14 protein-coding genes are annotated in these 17,372 nt (G+C 68.9%); 11 read left to right on the forward strand and 3 right to left on the reverse strand.

The genetic code is table 11. The features are described 5' to 3' along the window. From HNV26_RS06590 to menE, 6 genes are all read left to right on the forward strand, one after another. A partial coding sequence (locus HNV26_RS06590) for a chorismate-binding protein (protein WP_171452779.1) occupies positions 1–191 on the forward strand: 191 nt, incomplete at its 5' end. Continuing rightward, positions 175–1,944, forward strand: coding sequence for a 2-succinyl-5-enolpyruvyl-6-hydroxy-3-cyclohexene-1-carboxylic-acid synthase (gene menD / locus HNV26_RS06595; protein ID WP_171439669.1), 1,770 nt, complete (start codon positions 175–177; stop codon positions 1,942–1,944). The genes HNV26_RS06590 and menD, both read left to right, overlap by 17 nt. Next, a complete protein-coding gene (menH, locus tag HNV26_RS06600; protein ID WP_171439668.1) occupies positions 1,935–2,792 on the forward strand; it encodes a 2-succinyl-6-hydroxy-2,4-cyclohexadiene-1-carboxylate synthase in 858 nt (285 codons plus the stop codon). Before menD ends, menH begins: the two co-directional genes overlap by 10 nt. Beyond that, positions 2,789–3,712 carry a 1,4-dihydroxy-2-naphthoate polyprenyltransferase gene (locus tag HNV26_RS06605; protein WP_171439667.1) on the forward strand — a complete coding sequence of 308 codons (924 nt, stop codon included), beginning with the start codon at positions 2,789–2,791 and terminating at the stop codon, positions 3,710–3,712. Before menH ends, HNV26_RS06605 begins: the two co-directional genes overlap by 4 nt. A gap of 9 nt (positions 3,713–3,721) precedes the next feature. Continuing rightward, the gene (gene menC / locus HNV26_RS06610; RefSeq protein WP_171439666.1) at positions 3,722–4,882 is read left to right on the forward strand and encodes an o-succinylbenzoate synthase; all 1,161 of its coding nucleotides are present in this window, start codon (positions 3,722–3,724) and stop codon (positions 4,880–4,882) included. A gap of 60 nt (positions 4,883–4,942) precedes the next feature. Next, positions 4,943–6,391 carry an o-succinylbenzoate--CoA ligase gene (menE, locus tag HNV26_RS06615; protein WP_171439665.1) on the forward strand — a complete coding sequence of 483 codons (1,449 nt, stop codon included), beginning with the start codon at positions 4,943–4,945 and terminating at the stop codon, positions 6,389–6,391. A 25-nt stretch (positions 6,392–6,416) separates the two neighbouring features. Here the strand turns inward: menE and HNV26_RS06620 are convergent, their stop codons facing one another. Further along, positions 6,417–6,629 (reverse strand): hypothetical protein, encoded by a 213-nt coding sequence (locus tag HNV26_RS06620; protein WP_171439664.1) that lies wholly within the window; start codon positions 6,627–6,629, stop codon positions 6,417–6,419. A gap of 492 nt (positions 6,630–7,121) precedes the next feature. Between HNV26_RS06620 and HNV26_RS06625 the strand changes: the two genes are divergently transcribed. Next, positions 7,122–8,747 carry a bifunctional 3-(3-hydroxy-phenyl)propionate/3-hydroxycinnamic acid hydroxylase gene (locus HNV26_RS06625; RefSeq protein ID WP_171439663.1) on the forward strand — a complete coding sequence of 542 codons (1,626 nt, stop codon included), beginning with the start codon at positions 7,122–7,124 and terminating at the stop codon, positions 8,745–8,747. 76 nt (positions 8,748–8,823) lie between these two features. Here HNV26_RS06625 and HNV26_RS06630 read toward each other — a convergent pair whose 3' ends face one another. Both HNV26_RS06630 and HNV26_RS06635 read right to left on the reverse strand, forming a co-directional pair. Next, a complete protein-coding gene (locus tag HNV26_RS06630; protein WP_253816299.1) occupies positions 8,824–9,570 on the reverse strand; it encodes a hypothetical protein in 747 nt (248 codons plus the stop codon). A 5-nt stretch (positions 9,571–9,575) separates the two neighbouring features. Further along, positions 9,576–11,726, reverse strand: coding sequence for a hypothetical protein (locus tag HNV26_RS06635; RefSeq protein ID WP_253816300.1), 2,151 nt, complete (start codon positions 11,724–11,726; stop codon positions 9,576–9,578). A 408-nt stretch (positions 11,727–12,134) separates the two neighbouring features. Between HNV26_RS06635 and HNV26_RS06640 the strand changes: the two genes are divergently transcribed. The 4 genes from HNV26_RS06640 to sdhA all read left to right on the forward strand — a co-directional run bounded on the left by HNV26_RS06640 (position 12,135) and on the right by sdhA (position 17,340). Then, positions 12,135–12,686 carry a histidine kinase gene (locus HNV26_RS06640; RefSeq protein WP_171439660.1) on the forward strand — a complete coding sequence of 184 codons (552 nt, stop codon included), beginning with the start codon at positions 12,135–12,137 and terminating at the stop codon, positions 12,684–12,686. A gap of 278 nt (positions 12,687–12,964) precedes the next feature. Then, positions 12,965–14,263 carry an NADP-dependent isocitrate dehydrogenase gene (icd, locus tag HNV26_RS06645; RefSeq protein ID WP_171439659.1) on the forward strand — a complete coding sequence of 433 codons (1,299 nt, stop codon included), beginning with the start codon at positions 12,965–12,967 and terminating at the stop codon, positions 14,261–14,263. A gap of 32 nt (positions 14,264–14,295) precedes the next feature. Beyond that, entirely contained in the window at positions 14,296–15,240 is a 945-nt protein-coding gene (gene mdh, locus HNV26_RS06650; protein WP_171439658.1) for a malate dehydrogenase, read from the forward strand. Between the two features lie 222 nt (positions 15,241–15,462). After that, positions 15,463–17,340 (forward strand): succinate dehydrogenase flavoprotein subunit, encoded by a 1,878-nt coding sequence (sdhA, locus tag HNV26_RS06655; RefSeq protein WP_171439716.1) that lies wholly within the window; start codon positions 15,463–15,465, stop codon positions 17,338–17,340. Positions 17,341–17,372 lie beyond the last annotated feature (32 nt).

Genomic DNA, 17,372 nt, shown 5'->3' on the forward strand with positions numbered 1-17,372 from the left:
GGGTGGGGCCTGGGCGGGCGCACCTGATGGTGGCGCTGCGCTCGGCGCGCGTGAAGGGCGCGAAGGCTCGGCTGTTCGTCGGCGTGGGGCTGGTGGCTGGCTCCAACGCGGACTCGGAGTGGCGGGAGACGGAGATGAAGAGCCTGGCCATGTTGCGGGCCTTGGGAGGCGGGGATGTCGTCCGACGCTAACCTCAACGTGCTGTGGGCGCGCGCGTTGCTGGAAGAGCTCGTGCGCGGTGGGGTTCGTCACGCGGTGGTGTGTCCGGGGTCCCGGTCATCGCCCCTGGCCCTGGCCTGTGCCGGGACGGAGGGGCTGCGCACGTGGTCCGTCATCGACGAGCGCAGCGCGGGCTTCTTCGCCCTGGGGCTCGCGAAGCAGTCGCGCGCGCCGGCCGTGGTGGTGGCGACCAGCGGCACCGCGGGCGCGCACTTCTACCCGGCGGTCATCGAGGCCGCGCTGTCTCACGTGCCCCTGGTGGTGCTGACGGCGGACCGGCCCCTGGAGCTTCAGGGCTGGGGCGCGCCGCAGACCGTGCCACAGGCGCGCTTCTTCGGAGAGCACGCGCGCTTCTACGCGGACCTCGGTCTGCCCGAGGCGCATGACGCGGTGTTGATTCACATGCGTGCCACCGTTGCCCGCGCGGTCGCCACCGCGTGTCGCGCGCCGCGGGGCACCGTGCAGCTCAACGTCCCGTTCCGCGAGCCGCTGGCCCCCATCGCCGAGCCCTTCCCCGAGTCATCCCTGAGCGCGCTCGCGAAGTCGGGCCGCGCCGGTGCGCCGCTGACGCGCATCGTGCCGCCCGAGCCGGTGCCGGACGCGGCCACCTTGGACGCGGTGCGCCGCCGGATTGCCGAGACACCTCGCGGCGTCATCGTGTGCGGGCCGCGCGATGAGATGGATGGATTCGCGGCGGCCATCAGCGCGCTGTCGCAGGCCACGGGATATCCCGTGCTGGCCGAGTCCACCTCGCAGGCCCGCTACGGCGGCGGCCCGCTCACGCTGTCCTATTACGACGCGATGTTGCGGCACGCGCCGTTCGCGAAGGCGCACCGTCCGGAGCTCGTGTTGCGCTTCGGGGGCGGGCTCACGCCGAAGGTGCCTCAGCAGTGGCTGGACGGCTCGGGCGCGGACATCGTCCTCTTCAGTGACGGCGGCGGGTTGTTCGACCCGGCGCACCGTGCGTCCACGGTGGTGGAGGGCTCGGCGGTGGCGGCCTGTGAGGCCCTGACGCGAGGGCTCGCGCGCGGCGCGGGGCCGTGGGCACGAGGCTTCCTGGCCGCGGAGCAACGGGTGCGCACGGCGCTGGAGGCCGCGTTCGCGGAGCAGCCCGACGTGCTCTCCGAGCCGCGTATCGCTCGCGAGGTGGTAGCGGCGCTTCCCGCGGGCGCGCCGCTCTTCGTATCCAGCAGCATGCCCATCCGTGACGTGGACGCCTTCGCTCCGGCGGGCACGGTGCCGCTGCGAGTGCTGGCCAATCGAGGGGCGAACGGAATCGACGGCATTGTCTCCAGCGCGCTCGGCATGGCGGCCGCGGCGGGCCGGCCCGCGGTGCTGCTCACGGGGGACCTGGCGTTGCTGCATGACGTGGGAGCCTTCGTCACCGCGTCGCGCACGCGAGTGCCGCTCACGGTGGTGGCGGTGAACAACGATGGTGGCGGCATCTTCTCGTTCCTCCCCATCGCGCAGGTCGCGCCGCGGGACACGTTCGAGACGCTCTTCGGTACGCCGCACGGTGTGGACCTGTCCCACGCGGCGGCGCTGGGGGGCGCCCGGCTCCACCGGCCGGAGACGCCCGTTGCGCTCAGGTCGGCCGTGCGCGAGGGCCTGGAGGGCGGTCTCCACCTGGTGGAAGTGCGCGTGGACCGCAACGCGAATGTGGATGAGCACCGGCGGCTGTTCGCTCGAATGGCGGCCTCACTGGGAGAAGGACCATGGGCGTGAAGCTGGCTTACGAGACGTGGGGTGAGGGCTCCCGGCCGCTCGTGTTGCTGCACGGCTTCACCGGCAGCCGCAGGGCCTTCGACGGGCTGCGTCCGCTCCTGGGCCGCGACGTGCGCGCGGTGGCGGTGGACCTCCCCGGTCATGGGGCCACGCCGCTGCCGGACCAGCGGGGGCGTGAGGCCTTCGTGGAAACGGTGGACGCGCTCGTCGCGCTGGTGGACTCGCTGGGGCAGGGGCCCGTGGACCTGCTGGGCTATTCGCAGGGGGCACGCGTGGCGCTGGCGGCGGCCGTGCGCGCGCCGGACCGCTTCGGCCGGCTCATCATGGAGAGCGGTTCGCCAGGGTTGCATCGGCGTCAGGAGCGCGCGGCCCGGCGTGAGGCGGACGGACAGCTGGCGGCCTTCATCCGTTCGCGAGGCGTGGACGCCTTCGTGGACCGCTGGGAGCAATTGCCGCTGTTCGATGGCCTGCGCCAGCTCCCGCAGGAGCGCAAGGACGCGCTGCGCTCACAGCGCCGCGCCTGCACGGCGGAGGGGCTCGCGGGCGCGCTCGAGTGTCTGGGGCTGGGCGTCCAGCCGGATTTCTGGCCGGAGCTGCATGCCCAGCGGCTGCCCACGCTGCTGCTGACGGGCGCTTTGGATTCGAAGTTCACGCAGATCGCCCGCCGCATGGCCACGGAGCTGCCGGTGGTCTGGCGCCACGCCTTCGAAGGCTGTGGCCACGCGCCGCACCTGGAAGCGCCGGAGGCTTATGCCCGTGAAGTCCTCGGGTTCCTCCAGACTCCCTGGTACGAGGCCCCGCAGTTCGACAGTCCCATGACCGCGCGCGAGGGAAGGGTGGCGTCGTGAGCACATCGGTTCCGGCGCCGGGCCCGCTGTCGGTGAAGCCCCGTCCCGGGGTGAAGCACTGGGTGATGGCGGCGCGTCCCAAGACATTGACGGCGGCGCTGGTGCCGGTGTTGGTGGGCACGGGGCTCGCGTTCGGCTCGGGCGTGGGGCGCCTGCTGCCCGCGCTGGCGGCGCTGCTGGGCGCGGTGCTCATCCAGATTGGCACCAACTTCATCAACGACTACTACGACTTCAAGAAGGGCGCCGACACGCATGAACGGCTGGGCCCTCAGCGCGTGACGCAGAGTGGCCTCATCGCGCCGGGCACCGTGCTGGCGGGCGCGGGCGTGTGCTTCGCGCTGGCCACGGCCGTGGGCCTGTACCTGGTGGCGGTGGGCGGCTGGCCCATCATCGCCATCGGCCTGGCGTCGCTGCTGTGCGGCTACGCATACACGGGCGGTCCCTTTCCCCTGGGCTACAATGGCCTGGGAGACGTGTTCGTCTTCATCTTCTTCGGCCTGGTAGCGGTGACGGGGACCTACTACGTGCAGGCGGGGACGGTGGACCCCGCGGCGTGGTGGGCGGCGGTGCCCGTGGGCGCCAGCGGCACCATGCTCATCGTCGTCAACAACCTGCGCGACGTGACGACGGACGTGAAGGCTGGCAAGCGCACCCTGGCGGTCCGTTTCGGCACGGGCGTGGGGAAGGCGGAGTACCTCCTCCTGCTGGTGCTGTCGTATGCCACGCCCTTCGCGATGTACGCGCTGAAGCTGGCCAGCCCCTGGGTGTTCCTGTCCCTGCTGAGCCTGCCCCTGGCGGTCCCCCCGTTGCGGCGGGTGTTGAATCAGGAGGGGGCCGCGCTGAATCCGGCGCTGGGGGCCACGGCCAGACTCCAGCTCGTGTTTGGAGTGCTGTTCGCGTTGGGCCTCTACCTGCGATGATGTGAGGCCATGCGGATTGCCCAGGTTTCGCTCATTCCCCTCCGGTTGGAGCTGCGCCAGCCCCTGAAGACGTCTCACGGGGTGCTCGCGGTGCGAGAAGGCTTCCTCGTCCGCGTCGTCGACGAGGAGGGGCGCGAAGGTCTGGGCGAGGCGATGCCGCTGCCCGCGTTCGGCACCGAGTCGCTCGAAGACTGTGGCGTGACGCTGAACGCCTGGCTGTCCGAGCTGAAGGGCCAGTTCCTGGGCGACTCGGTCCGAGCCATCGAGGACACGTTGTCGCCGTTCCCCCCTGCCGTGGCGCGAGGCGACGGCGTGCGCATCCGTGCACGTCAGGTGACGCCAGTGGGCGCCATGCCGGCCGCGGAACACGCGCTGGAGCTGGCGCTGCTGGACCTGCTCGCGCAACGCCAGGGTGTACCGCTGTGCTGGCTGCTGGCGGAGGAGGCGCGGACGGAAGTGGCGGTGAACGCGCTGCTGGGCGCCGACACCCCCGAGGCCCTGGCGGAAGAGGCCCGGCAGGCCGTGGCCGAGGGCTTCGGCACGTTGAAGCTGAAGGTCGCCGGCCGGCCGCTGGACGCCGACGAGGCGCGAGTGAAGGCTGTGCGCGACGCGGTAGGGCCGGACGTGAAGCTCCGGCTGGATGCGAACGGCGGCTGGTCCGAGCCCGACGCGAAGCGCGCCCTGGACCGGCTGGGCTGGTACGGCCTGGAGTTGGTGGAGCAGCCCACGCCGCCGGAGGACCTCGCGGCGCTCTGGCGTGTTCAGCGCCGCGCCCCCTGCACGGTGGCGGCGGACGAGTCCCTGGCTTCTCCCGATGCGCTCCGGGCGCTGCTGACGGTGGATCCGTTGCTGGGCGGTGGCCCGGCGGTAGGCGCGGTGGTGCTGAAGCCCATGGTGCTGGGCGGACTGTTGCCGTGCCTCGTGGTCGCGATGCGCGCGGCGCGGCTCGGAATGCAGGCCTATGTCACCAGCGCCATTGATGGCGTGGTGGCGCGGGCTGGCGCGGCACACCTCGCGGCGGCGCTGCCATCCGGAGCGCTGGCCTCCGGGCTCGCGATTGGGCGCTTGCTGGCGAAGGAGCCGGAAGGTCATCCGTACCATCCGCAGCGAGGCGTCATTCGCCTCTCGAGCACCCCGGGGCTCGGACTGAGCTCCGAGTCGCTGGTGTGACGGCTCGACGCATGGGAGCCCATGGATTGGCCTCCGTTGATGAAGCCCCAAGGTGACGGAATGTCGGTCCTGCTGTGTCCCATTCGAGTAGGCGCTCGTCATCAGCCCCAGGCGGAGGCCCTGACGTTCGCGGGCCGCTCCTGGTCCTACGAAGCGCTGGATGCGGAAGTCTCCCGATGGGTTGCCGCACTCGAGGCGGAGGGCGTCGGCGCTTCGGACAGGGTGGCGTCGCTCGCGACGAACCACGCCGCCTCCGTGTGCCTCTTCTGGGCGCTGGGCCGGCTGGGCGCGGTGTTGGCGCCGCTCAACGCCCGGCTCACGTCCGCGGAGCTGGCGCCCATGGTGGAGGACATCCAGCCCCGTTTGAGCCTGGCGCTGGGAACCCTGGTGGAGCGGCTCCCTGGAGCCCGGCCACTCGAGTCCTTCGCGGAGGCCGTCTCCACGGGGGCTTCCACGTGCCAGCCACTGGAGGCGTCGTCGCCCCGGGTCGTGCTCTTCACCAGCGGGACAACGGGCCGGCCCAAGGGCGCGGTCCTCACCGAAGGTAACTTCCGGGCGTCTTCACGAGCGTCGGCGGCCAACCTGGGGGCGCATCCAGCCCCGCGTTGGCTGGGCACATTGCCGCTCTTCCATGTGGGGGGCATCGCCATGCTCACTCGCACGGCCTACGAGGGAGGCTGCCTCGTCCTGCATGAACGCTTTGACGCCGATGCGGCCAACCGGGCCATCGACGGGGAGGGCGTGTCCCACGCGAGCCTCGTGGCCACGACGCTGGAGCGAGTGCTGGACGCCCGAGGTGACCGGCACATGCCGGACTCCTTCGCATGGGCGCTGATTGGCGGAGGTCCGGTGCCCGTGCCCCTCCTCGCACGAGCGAGGGCCGCGGGCCTGCGAGCCCTCCAGACGTACGGCCTGACGGAGGCCTGCTCGCAAGTCACGACCGAGCGCCCGGACAACGCGGACGGCCGCACCGCTGGCGCCCCGTTGCCGGGTGTCGAGGTGCGCATCGTCGGCATGGGGGGGGAAGTCCTCGGCGCAGGGGCGGAGGGCGACATCGAAGTACGCGCGCCCACGGTGATGGCCGGGTACTGGCAGCGTCCGGAGGCCACCCAGGAGGCGGTTCGCGACGGCTGGCTGCGCACGAAGGACGTCGGTGTGCTGGATGGAGAGGGGCGGCTCACCGTGCTGTCACGCCGCACGGACCTCATCGTCCGAGGTGGGGAGAACATCTACCCCGCGGAGGTGGAAGCGGTACTCGTCAACCACCCCGCCGTGCAGGAAGCCGCCGTGGTGGGCTTCCCGGACGACCGCTGGGGCGAACGGCCCGTGGCCTTCGTCGCGCCGCGCCCGGGGCAGCCGCACCCCGGGGAAGAGGAACTGGCGGCGTGGTGCCGACAGTCCCTGGCGGGCTTCAAGACGCCCGCGCGTTTCGTGTGGGTGGACGCGCTGCCTCGCAACGCCATGGGGAAGGTCGAGCGCACCGTCTTGAGACGGCACGCCCTCCGCTGACCCACGGGGGGGCGGGCGCCCTGTGTCAGCACTCCGAGGTCGGGTGGCCCCAGGGATTGGTCCGCGGGAACTGCCGCAGGACGGTGCTCAGCCGGCAGGTGGCCGACACGGTGGTGGCAGCCCCGGACTGACGGGAGGCCTGCGGGCCCCGGTGCTCGAAGGTGCCCAGTCGGGCCGCCTGCATCGCCAGCTGCTTTTCGACCTCCGGGGACCAACGGGAGAACTCAAGCCATTCCATGTGCGTGCTCCTTCGCGCCGCAGTGTTCGGGCACATCCGACCTCTTCAAGTCGCGAAAATCACGACGCCATGCGTTGACGCGGGCGGTCAGTGGCGATTTCCCGACAAGGGTCGCCGTCTCAACCCGCGGACGTGGTCGCCATCTTTCAAAAGCCACTCCGGGATGTCGTGTTCCCGCGAGGCCGCCTGCCCGCCGAGGAGGGGTCTGCATTTCCTGCGCGGACCTGGGACGCGTGGACATTCTTGCGCCGTCCGCGCCGCGCCCCCGGCGTGATTGCTGATACGGCTGCAACCTTTCACTCCCAAGGTCAAAACTCAAACATGCAAGGATTTCCACGCGCGACGTTGAAGGGTTGAAGAGACAACGCAGGGGGAGGGTAGGGAATGACGCCGGCTTCCGAGTGAAAACAGGACATTCCAGGTCGTGGCTGATTTTGATATCGAAATGACTCAAAGGCAGCTCAGCGCACGTACTCGCATCGGGAGGGAGAGATGGCTCCGGAGTCCGTTGATGTCATCATCGTGGGCAGTGGTCCGGTGGGAGCGATGGCGGCGAATCTCCTGGGACAGCAGGGGGTTCGGACGCTGGTGGTGGAGCGTGAAGTCACGCCTCATGGCCAGTCCCGCGCCATCAGCGTGGATGACGAGGGGCAGCGCATCTTCCAGTCCGCGGGGCTGGTGGGTGACCTGGGCGCGGGCTTCTATCCGTGCAAGCGGCTGCAGTACCTGAATGACTCGCTGCGCTCGTTGGCGGAGGTGGACTTCACCCGGCTGGACCGGCCGTTCGGCTACGTGCCCGCGGCCTTCTTCCAGCAGCCGCGAATGGAGGCGGTGCTTCGTCAGGGACTGAAGCGCTTCCCGCACGTGGACCTGTGGCTGGGCCACGAGGTGGAGTCCTTCGTCCAGGACGAAGACGGCGTCACCGCCCGCGTGAAGGAGGTCGCGGGGGAGCGTGCCGTCAACGTGCGCGCGCGCTTCCTGCTCGCGTGCGACGGCTCGCACAGCTCCATCCGCCGGCGGCTGGGCCTGAATCTCGTGGGGACGACGGCGCTGGAGCACTCGCTGGCCATCACCGTGAAGACGCCCTCACCCGAGCCCGACTTCACCAGCTACCTGTGTGGCCCCGTGCGCCGGGGATTCATCGCGCGCACCGCGCCGAACGAGATTCGCTTCGACATCATCCTGGAGCCGGATGCGGACCTGAAGGCGGCGCGCTCGCTCGAGAACGTGCTGCGGCTGATTGGCTACTACCTGGACCCGGATTCGGTGGAACTCGACTCCGTCAAGATCTTCTCGTACCACAGCCGCATGTCAGAGAAGTGGCGGGTGGGCCGCGTGTTCCTCCTGGGCGACGCGGCGCACCTGATGCCGCCCTTCCTGGGGCAGGGGCTCTGCGCGGGCCTCCGGGACGCGGCGAACCTGACCTGGAAGCTCGGGCTGGTGCTCGCGGGCGCGGCGGATGCGTCGCTGCTCGACACCTACGAGGAAGAGCGGCGTGGCCACGTGTCGGAGGTGATTCGCGGCTCGGACGCCATGGGCCGGGTGATGATGTCGGGCGGGCGGGTGATGGCTCGCGTCCGCAACGCGCTCATCCAGGTGATGTACCGGCTGCCGGTGACGGGCGACTTCATCCGCGACTACAAGGTGAAGCCGCAGATGCCGCTGCGCCGGGGCTTCATGCACGGCGCCCAACGCGAGAAGGGGGACGTGCCGGAAGGCTCCTACTTCCCCCAGCCGCGCGTGGAGCGGCCCGACGGGGAGACGGCGCTGCTGGATGACTGCCTGGGGGAGGGCTTCGTGGTGCTGACGCGTCCAGGCGCCTCCCAGGAGGTCCAGCGCGAGGCACGGGCCCTGGCGGACGAGCTCGGGGCACGCTGGTGGCAGGTGGCCGCGGCGGACCGCGCGGGAAATGGCGGGCCGGACACGCTGGTGGACCTGGACGGCCGGCTGGGCGCCTGGTTCGTGCAGTACGCGGCCGACCTCGTGGTGCTCCGGCCGGACCGCTACGTGTTCGGCATCGCAGGGGGTGGCAAGCGGGGCCACCTCCTGGGCTCGCTCAAGGGCCGCGTCCGCCCTCACTCACGCCCGAATGGCGCGGAGGTCCGGCGGGCGGGCTGAAAGGCGGGGGAACGGAAAAACAACAGGCGCCCGGGCCGGGGCGCCCTGCGACCGCGAAGTGGGGCGGCGGGGAGGCTCAGGCCGCGGCGGCGGACTGGACCAGCTTCCCGGCGCGCTCCACGCAGTCGCCCATGAAGCGCAGGTAGATGTCGAGCGCGCTGGCGCCCGTCTTGGCGATGATGGGCGCCTTGTCCGGCACCTGCGACAGGAGCTTGTTGAGCATCACCTCGTTGAGCGCGGTGTGACCCACGTCAATCTCCGTGTGCTCCTTGAGGAAGGACATGCCCTGGAGGATCTCCTCGCCACAGACGCGCTTGGCCTGCTCGAGAATCACGGGGCCGAGCACCGTCGACAGGCCCTCGATTTCGTACTCGATGGCCACCTGCGCGGCGGGCATCTCACCGGCGATGGTGTTCTCGTGAATCTCCCGGTACTCCTTCATCGCCTGCGTGGGCGGCTGGGCGATGAGCTCCTCGGCGTTCAGCTTGGGGTTGCGGCGCTCGTTCCACCGGGCCACCAGGTGCTTGGTGTCCTCGACCATCATCAGATGGTGGCCGGCCTCGTGCTTGGCGTGGGCGATGAGCTTCTGGCCCACGTCGTCCAGGCCCGCCTTCACGGTGGCCTCACCGGCGCGGCGAATCCACCCGTCCACCGGCTCCGTCATGTAGACGCCCAGCGAGTTCCAGGTGATGAGGAAGGCCTCGAAGAGCGCGGGGTCTGCCTTGTCGTCCAGCAGCACCTTCAGCCGGGGATCCGTCTTGATGCGCTCACGGGTGGCAGTCAGGTTCGGCGTGTACAGCTCCTCCACGAGTTGCTTGCTCATGTTCATTACCCCTGGCGAGAGTTGGGAGCGCTTCGGCGCCCGATGGAGACTTCACTGATGTGTTCGAGATAGTCGGGGATCAACTTCGCGGAGATGATCCACATGTACGGGTCCGGACCTGCGTGAATCCCGGCTTCCTGTACGTACTGCCCACCGTCGTCCTCACAGAGATAGTGGAACGAACGGCGGTGGCGGGCGGCGTACCAACGGCGTGCCGCGTCCACCAGGGCGACGTAGGTGGAAGGCCCCGCGTCGCTCAGGGGGAACAGCCGTGCCATGTCGAGCAGGCTGTAGAGGTTGGTGCCCTGCTGGCCCAGCTCCAGGACGGCGGCGGCCAGGGCCACGCCGTTGCGGCGCGCGATGAGGACCTCGCGCTCGCGCTCCAGGCCAAAGGTGTTCCACTGTCCCTGCACCGCGCGCATGTCGATGCGGTCGCGCGTGAAGTCGAGCGCCTCCACGTAGCAGGAGGGACGCGAGTGGGCGATGTGGTCCGTCAGCAGCGTCAGCTCGGCGGACGTGGCGGGGCTGACGGTGATGCCCTCGTGCAGCCGGCCCGTCAGCTCGGCCGTGTAGATGTCCATCATGTGGACCTTGCGCGTGAAGGCCAGCTCCGGGTTCGCCGCCATGTGGCGCTCGCCGTAGCGGACGTGCGCGCGCGCGATCCACGGGTTGAGGCCCTCCACGTAGGCCACGGCCCAGCGGAAGTCGGCGTCGCTCTGCGGGTGCTCGAAGCAGCGCACGTACAGGTCGTGCATGATGCGGCCCGGCTCCAGCCCCTTGATGGCGGGCTTGCCCGGGCGCTTCGCCACCTGGTGCCCCATCCAGGTGTGCCGGTACGACTTCATGATGGACAGCGTCGCCTCGGGGCCGCGCTCGGACGGCCAGACGGCCTGGCAGAAGAGCTGCGGAACTTCCGCGGCGCGCTTGGCCATGTGGCTGAAGGCTTGCTTCAGCGCGTCGAATTCCTGAGAGGACTTGTTCGCCAGGCTGAAGAAGCCAGACAGCGTGAAGACATCCCAGAGCCCCTCTTCCTGCACATCACTGGTGCAAGTGTTGGGATTGGTCGTCTGGGAGACGAAGCGCACCCAGCGCGCCTCGTCGGAGGAGTAGGGCGACACGCTCAGTCCACACAGCACGGTGCCGTCAGCGCGCGCGCTGGTGACGTAGCGGATTTCACCGCGCAGGCTGATGGACTGGCCGTCCGGCGTGTGGAGCTCGAGCAGGGGCGGCAGCAGGCCCGGGAACAGCAGGTCCTCCGGGCGGCAGCGGATGCACATGCCGGAGAAGGACAGGTCCAACACCGCGCGCTCCATCTCCCCCTGCTCGCGCCACAGCGGGTGGTGGAAGGTGACGCGCACGCCCTCGGGCGCGGGCGAGCGGCGGTGCCAGCGGTGACGGATGCGGAAGAGGACGTCGGGCAGCGGCGACGTGAAGCGCTGGCCGTCCGGCGTTCCCGCCTCCAGGCGCATGCGGTAGGCGCTGTTGTGGCCGATGACGTCGATGTCGTAGGGCGCCTCGCCCCAGTCGGTCACCGGGTCCTCGGCGTGCCACTCCAGTTGCTCCGTCTCCGCGTTGTAGCGCTCCAGCACCAGGCGGACGGTGCGGCCCATGCGGCGCAGCACACCCTTGTTGCCCGCGGTGCTGATGGCCAGGAGGATGGCGCGGATGCGCTCGGCCTCGTCGATGGTGTCCTGCACCGGAAGGGCAGACGCGGCCGGCTCCGCGACGCCACGCTTCAGCGCGTCCGCCAACAGTGTCAGGATTTGACGGCCCTGCTCCAGGGAGACGTTCGCCAACTGCAGCCCCACCGGGGCCCCGGCCGTCTCCGCGTCCGTGCGGATGAATGCGCCCCGGATGGGGCCCAGCGTCACGCCACAGCCGGTCAGATAGACAGGCAGGCCGCGCGCGTCGGAGGTGTCCACCTCACCCTTGGGCATCACCCACACCACGGTGGGGCTCAGCCGCGTCACCGCGCCAATGGCGCCATCCGGCGTGCCCACGGAGCAAGTGATGGCATCCGCGCCCGTCCCGTGCAGGGAGTAGCCCGAATCATCCAGCGCGGCCTCGGCGGGCGGCAGCGGAATCACGTTGAACAGCGCGTCACGGCTGCGGAACTCGACCGACCGACGGTCGGAGAGCGGGTTTCCCCCTTCCATAATCAGGCGCCCCCTTCTCCGGTGCTGAGGAACCCCTGATGCAGTCGTCGAAATTGCAAGCACGGTTGTTCCTCCCTGCTCCAGCGGTGCTGCGTTAGGCGGCGAATCGCTATAGGTCCGTATCATACGGATTTCCGAGGAACAGTCAAATCGGATTTGTGCAGTCAGGCTGTTTTCTGGCTGGCGGAATGGACGTCCGTGGGTCGTAGGTGACAGCAGTCCACTTCCAAGTCTTACGAAGCGATTCGCCGCGACGGCACACTCATACGGCCAAGATGCTGCGCGGCTGTAATGTCATAAGTCTGGCAGGCTGTGCGTACTTTCTCGCAGTGAAATGGCGTTCGTCAGACCCGCTCGTTAGAGTTTCCTCAGTCCAGCGAGCGGGAGGTGTGAGGGATGAGTGCTATCGTGAGCGCTGTGGGAGGAACGCAGGCCCTGGAGCAACCCCAGGCGCCTGTTCACGGCCGCGCCGCGGGCCTGATGTCGGTGGACTCGCCAGACGTACTCCGGGTGGATGTCGCGGAGGTCGTTGGTGGCGCCGTGGAGCTCCTCTCAGTCACGCGCCGCTTGCGAGGAGTGCAGGTTTCCCTGGAGCTTCCAGATGATCCGGTCCCCGCTAATGTTAGTCACCGGCGGCTGCAGCAGGTGCTGCTGCTGTTGCTGGCGCACGCGGCGGATGCATCGAACGGGCAGGGTGTTCGTGTGGTGGTGGATTCCGCTGACGACTTCGGGGACCTGCCGCCCCGCTTCCAGGTCGAGGTCGCGGGGGCGTCGCTGTCCTCGCGGGAACTCCAGGCTGTCTTCCTGTCACCCATGTTGGTGGGGCCGCTGCACCGCAAGCTGGCCCGGGCCCGGGAGCTGGCGGAGTCCATGGGTGGCACCTTGGAGGTGGCCCGCGGCGCGGTCGCCGGCATCACCGTGACGGTGGAGTTGCCCGCACCGGGGATGTCCAGCTGGTAGTCCGGGCGGGGCGCCAAGCCCGCCGCTGATCCACGACTTGAAGAGGAAGGGGAGGGCGGGCCGCCAGTGCCTGGCCCTCCTTTTTCGTTGGGCCGCCGGGGAGGCCGGACGCGTCGTTTCGTGCTCGCGCGGGGGCTGGCCGTTATTCCGCGCCCGGCCTTTGGCTCCGATAAGTCGATCCGCGTGAGCCCGTGGCCAAACTCCTTGACGTCTCGGGGCGGGTTCTCGACTATCCCCCGCCGATTCTTACACGGTCACACCTTCTCAGGAGCACATCCATGGCGCCCCCGTCATCCGGAGAAAAGATCTCCCTGCAGAGCGGCAAGCTGTCCGTCCCGGACAACCCGATCATCCCCTACATCGAGGGCGACGGCACCGGCCGCGACATCTGGCGTGCGTCCCAGGCGGTGTTCGACGCCGCGGTGGAGAAGGCCTACAAGGGCAAGAAGAAGATCGCCTGGTACGAAGTCCTGGCCGGCGAGAAGTCCTTCAAGGCGGTCAACAACTGGCTGCCCGATGAGACGGTCGAGGCGTTCCGCACCTATCTGGTGGGCATCAAGGGCCCCCTGACGACGCCGGTGGGCGGCGGCATCCGGTCGCTGAACGTGGCCCTCCGGCAGATGCTGGACCTGTACGTCTGCCTGCGCCCCGTGCGCTACTTCAAGGGCGTGCCCAGCCCGGTGAAGACGCCGGACAAGGTCGACATGACCATCTTCCGTGAGAACACGGAAGACATCTACGCGGGCATCGAGTTCGAGGCCGGCACGGCCGCCGCGGAGAAGTTCCTGGGCCTGCTGAAGCAGGAGTTCCCGAAGGAGTTCGGGAAGATCCGCTTCCCGTCCGACGTGGGCCTGGGCATCAAGCCGGTGTCCCACGAGGGCAGCGACCGGCTGATCCGCGCCGCCATCCAGTATGCCGTGGACCACAAGCGCAAGAGCGTCACGCTGGTCCACAAGGGCAACATCATGAAGTTCACCGAGGGCGCCTTCCGCAAGTGGGGCTACGAGCTGGCCGCCCGGGAGTTCGGTGACAAGGTCTACACCTGGGACCAGTGGGAGGCCACCAAGGCCGCCAAGGGCGAGGAGGCCGCCAACGCGGAGCAGAAGGCCGCGCTGGCCGCCGGGAAGATCCTGATCAAGGACTCCATCGCGGACATCACCCTGCAGCAGGTCCTCACCCGTCCGGATGAGTTCGACGTCATCGCGACGCTGAACCTCAACGGTGACTACCTGTCGGACGCGCTGGCGGCGCAGGTGGGCGGCATCGGCATCGCGCCGGGCGGCAACATCAACTACGTCACGGGCCACGCGGTGTTCGAGGCCACGCACGGCACGGCGCCCAAGTACGCCGACCAGGACAAGGTGAACCCGGGCTCGGTCATCCTCTCCGGTGAGATGATGTTCCGGCACCTGGGCTGGCACGAGGCGGCCGACCTGATGATCCAGGGCATGGACCGCGCCATCGCCAGCAAGACGGTGACCTACGACTTCGCCCGCCTGATGAAGCAGGAAGGGCAGAGCGGCGTTTCCGAGGTCAAGTGCTCCGAGTTCGGGCAGGCCATCATCAAGAACATGTAGTCCCCGGTCGGGGATCTGGAAGAGGCGAATCCATGGCTCAGAATGGCAAGAAGAAGATCGGCCTCATCGGCGGCGGTCAGATCGGCGGCAACCTGGCGCTGCTCGCCGTGCAGAAGTCGCTCGGTGACGTGGTGCTGTACGACATCCCGGCGGCCGAGGGGCTGGTCAAGGGCAAGGCGCTGGACATCAACCAGCTGGCCGCGGTCGACGGTTACGACTGCCGCGTGAAGGGCACCACGGACTGGAAGGACGTGGCTGGCTCGGACGTGATCATCATCACGGCCGGCATGCCCCGCAAGCCGGGCATGTCCCGCGAGGACCTGCTCGAGATCAACCTGAAGATCATGACGGACGTGGCGGGCAACATCAAGCAGCACGCCCCCAACGCCTTCGTCATCAACGTGGCCAACCCGCTGGACGCGATGGTGTTCGCGCTCCACAAGATCGCCGGTCTGCCCAAGCACATGGTCGCCGGCATGGCGGGCGTGCTGGACACCAGCCGCTTCAAGTGCTTCGTCGCCGAGGCGCTCGGCTGCTCCATCCGCGACGTGGAGGCCCTGGTGCTGGGCGGCCACGGCGACGACATGGTCCCGCTCGTCCGCCACAGCACGGTGGGCGGCGTGCCCCTGACGGAGCTGATCGCCAAGGACAAGCTGGACGCCATCATCAAGCGCACCCGTGAGGGCGGCGCGGAGCTGGTCGGTCTGTACAAGACGGGCAGCGCCTACTTCGGCCCCGCGGCGTCCGCCATCGCCATGGCGGAGAGCTTCCTGCAGGACCGCAAGCGCGTGCTGCCGGCCGCCGCCCTCCTGGAGGGCCAGTACGGCATCAACGGTTACTTCTTCGGCGTCCCCGTGCAGATCGGCGCGGGCGGCGTGGAGAAGATCCTCTCGGTCGAGCTGAACGACGGTGAGAAGGCCGAGCTGGAGAAGTCCTTCCAGTCGGTCAAGAAGACGGTCGACTCGGTCAAGCTGTAGTCGCTGGACAGTCACGTGCGGCCCGCTGGGGAAACCCGGCGGGCCCTGTGCCTGATGCTGTGGATGACGCGGGCTAATTGCCCCGGACGCCATCGTTGCAGCGCGTTTTCACCAAGTTAACTAGCCTGTAGAACTCGCACGGGACGTCCGGGCCCTGGCGCGCCACGTGGCGGGCCGGCTCAACCGAGCAGTGTCCGACGTCCGGCAGTCAAGGAGACGATGATGGCACCAGCAGCGCGGTTCACGGTGGTGGGCGGCGGCCTCGCCGGGCTGATGACGACGATCAAGCTCGCGGAGGCGGGCCACCAGGTGGATGTGCTCTCGCTCGTCCCGGTGAAGCGTTCCCACTCCGTTTGTGCCCAGGGCGGCATCAACGGCGCGGTGAACACCAAGGGCGAAGGCGATCACCCGGACATCCACGTGAAGGACACGCTGCGCGGCGGCGACTTCCTCGCGGAGCAGGTTTCGGTGAAGGGCATGTGTCATGCCGCGCCCGGCATCATCTACCTGTTGGATCGCATGGGCGTGACGTTCAACCGCACGCCGGAAGGTCTGCTGGACTTCCGCCGCTTCGGCGGCACGCTCCACCACCGCACGGCCTTCGCCGGCGCCACCACCGGCCAGCAGCTGCTCTACGCGCTGGACGAGCAGGTCCGCCGCTATGAGGCCGAGGGCAAGGTCACCAAGTACGAGTACTGGGAGTGGCTCGGCACGGTGAAGGACGACAACGGGCGCTGCATCGGCAGCGTGGCGGTCGACCTGCGCACCATGGAGATCCGCACCTTCCCGGCCGAGGCCGTCTGCCTGGCCACGGGTGGTCCGGGCATCGTCTTCGGACGCTCCACCAACTCCATCATCAACACCGGCACCGCCGCGGGCCGCGCCTACATGGAGGGCGCGCACTACGCCAACGGTGAGTTCATCCAGGTGCACCCGACGTCGATCCCGGGCGAGGACAAGCTCCGCCTGATGAGCGAGTCGGTGCGTGGCGAGGGCGGCCGGGTCTGGGTGCCCCGCAAGAAGGGTGACACGCGGGCGCCTCAGCAGATCCCGGAGGCGGAGCGCTGGTACTTCCTGGAAGAGAAGTATCCCAAGTACAAGAACCTGGTGCCGCGCGACGTGGCCACCCGCGAGATCTTCATGGTCTGCCGCGAGCTGGGCATGGGCATCAACGGCCGGGACGGCGTGTACCTGGACGTCACGCACATCCCCGCGCCGGTGCTGGACGCCAAGATCAAGGGCGTCATGGAGATCTACGAGAAGTTCGTCGGTGACGACCCGCGCAAGGTGCCCATGGTCATCTTCCCGGGCATGCACTACTCCATGGGCGGCCTGTACGTGAACTTCGAGGCCGACCCGAAGACGCTGACGCCGGCCGAGGGCAGCCCCAAGAACCAGTCCACCACCATCCCTGGCCTCTACGCCGCGGGCGAGGCGGACTACGCCTTCCACGGCGCGAACCGCCTGGGCGCGAACTCGCTGCTGTCGTGCATCTACTCCGGCATGATCGGCGGCCCGGCCATGGCGTCCTTCGCCAAGAGCCAGGGCACCAGCGCCGCGGCGATGCCGGAGAAGCACTTCCAGGCCGCCCGGCAGTACTGGCAGGACCGCTTCGCCACCATGCTCAAGATGAGTGGCACGGAGAACCCGTACGGGCTCGCCAAGGAGCTGGGCGACACCATGACGGAGAACTGCACCGTCGTGCGCTACAACGACCGTCTGAAGAAGACGATCGAGAAGATCCGCGAGCTCAAGGACCGCTGGAAGAACGTCAACGTGCTGGACACGGGCAACGTGGCCAACCGCGCGCTGTCGTACACCAACCAGCTGTGGAACATGTTCGAGCTGGGTGAGGTCATCGCGACCAGCGCGCTGCTCCGCGACGAGAGCCGCGGCGCCCACTACAAGCCGGACTTCTCGCTGCCCGAACCGAAGACGAAGGACCCGACGCAGGACCCGGAGTGGATGAGCCTGTGGCGCGCGCGCCACGAGAAGTGGGCGAAGACGACCGTCGCGACGTACAGCGAGGCCGGCCCGAAGATCCACTACGAGGACATCCCCACGCCCGTGCTTGACCCCGAGCCGCGCTGGTACGCCTGAGACGGGAACCACTCAACCGATTTGGAAGTGAA

It is taken from the genome of Myxococcus xanthus, assembly GCF_013116825.1.
Taxonomy (GTDB): Bacteria; Myxococcota; Myxococcia; order Myxococcales; family Myxococcaceae; genus Myxococcus; species Myxococcus xanthus_B.

Coding starts and splice junctions, on each gene's coding strand:
- HNV26_RS06625 (WP_171439663.1), top strand. CDS start 7,122: ATGGCTCCGGAGTCCGTTGATGTCATCATCGTGGGCAGTGGTCCGGTG.
- HNV26_RS06630 (WP_253816299.1), bottom strand. CDS start 9,570: ATGAGCAAGCAACTCGTGGAGGAGCTGTACACGCCGAACCTGACTGCC.
- HNV26_RS06635 (WP_253816300.1), bottom strand. CDS start 11,726: ATGGAAGGGGGAAACCCGCTCTCCGACCGTCGGTCGGTCGAGTTCCGC.
- mdh (WP_171439658.1), top strand. CDS start 14,296: ATGGCTCAGAATGGCAAGAAGAAGATCGGCCTCATCGGCGGCGGTCAG.
- icd (WP_171439659.1), top strand. CDS start 12,965: ATGGCGCCCCCGTCATCCGGAGAAAAGATCTCCCTGCAGAGCGGCAAG.
- HNV26_RS06620 (WP_171439664.1), bottom strand. CDS start 6,629: ATGGAATGGCTTGAGTTCTCCCGTTGGTCCCCGGAGGTCGAAAAGCAG.
- menE (WP_171439665.1), top strand. CDS start 4,943: ATGTCGGTCCTGCTGTGTCCCATTCGAGTAGGCGCTCGTCATCAGCCC.
- menC (WP_171439666.1), top strand. CDS start 3,722: ATGCGGATTGCCCAGGTTTCGCTCATTCCCCTCCGGTTGGAGCTGCGC.
- menH (WP_171439668.1), top strand. CDS start 1,935: ATGGGCGTGAAGCTGGCTTACGAGACGTGGGGTGAGGGCTCCCGGCCG.
- menD (WP_171439669.1), top strand. CDS start 175: ATGTCGTCCGACGCTAACCTCAACGTGCTGTGGGCGCGCGCGTTGCTG.
- sdhA (WP_171439716.1), top strand. CDS start 15,463: ATGGCACCAGCAGCGCGGTTCACGGTGGTGGGCGGCGGCCTCGCCGGG.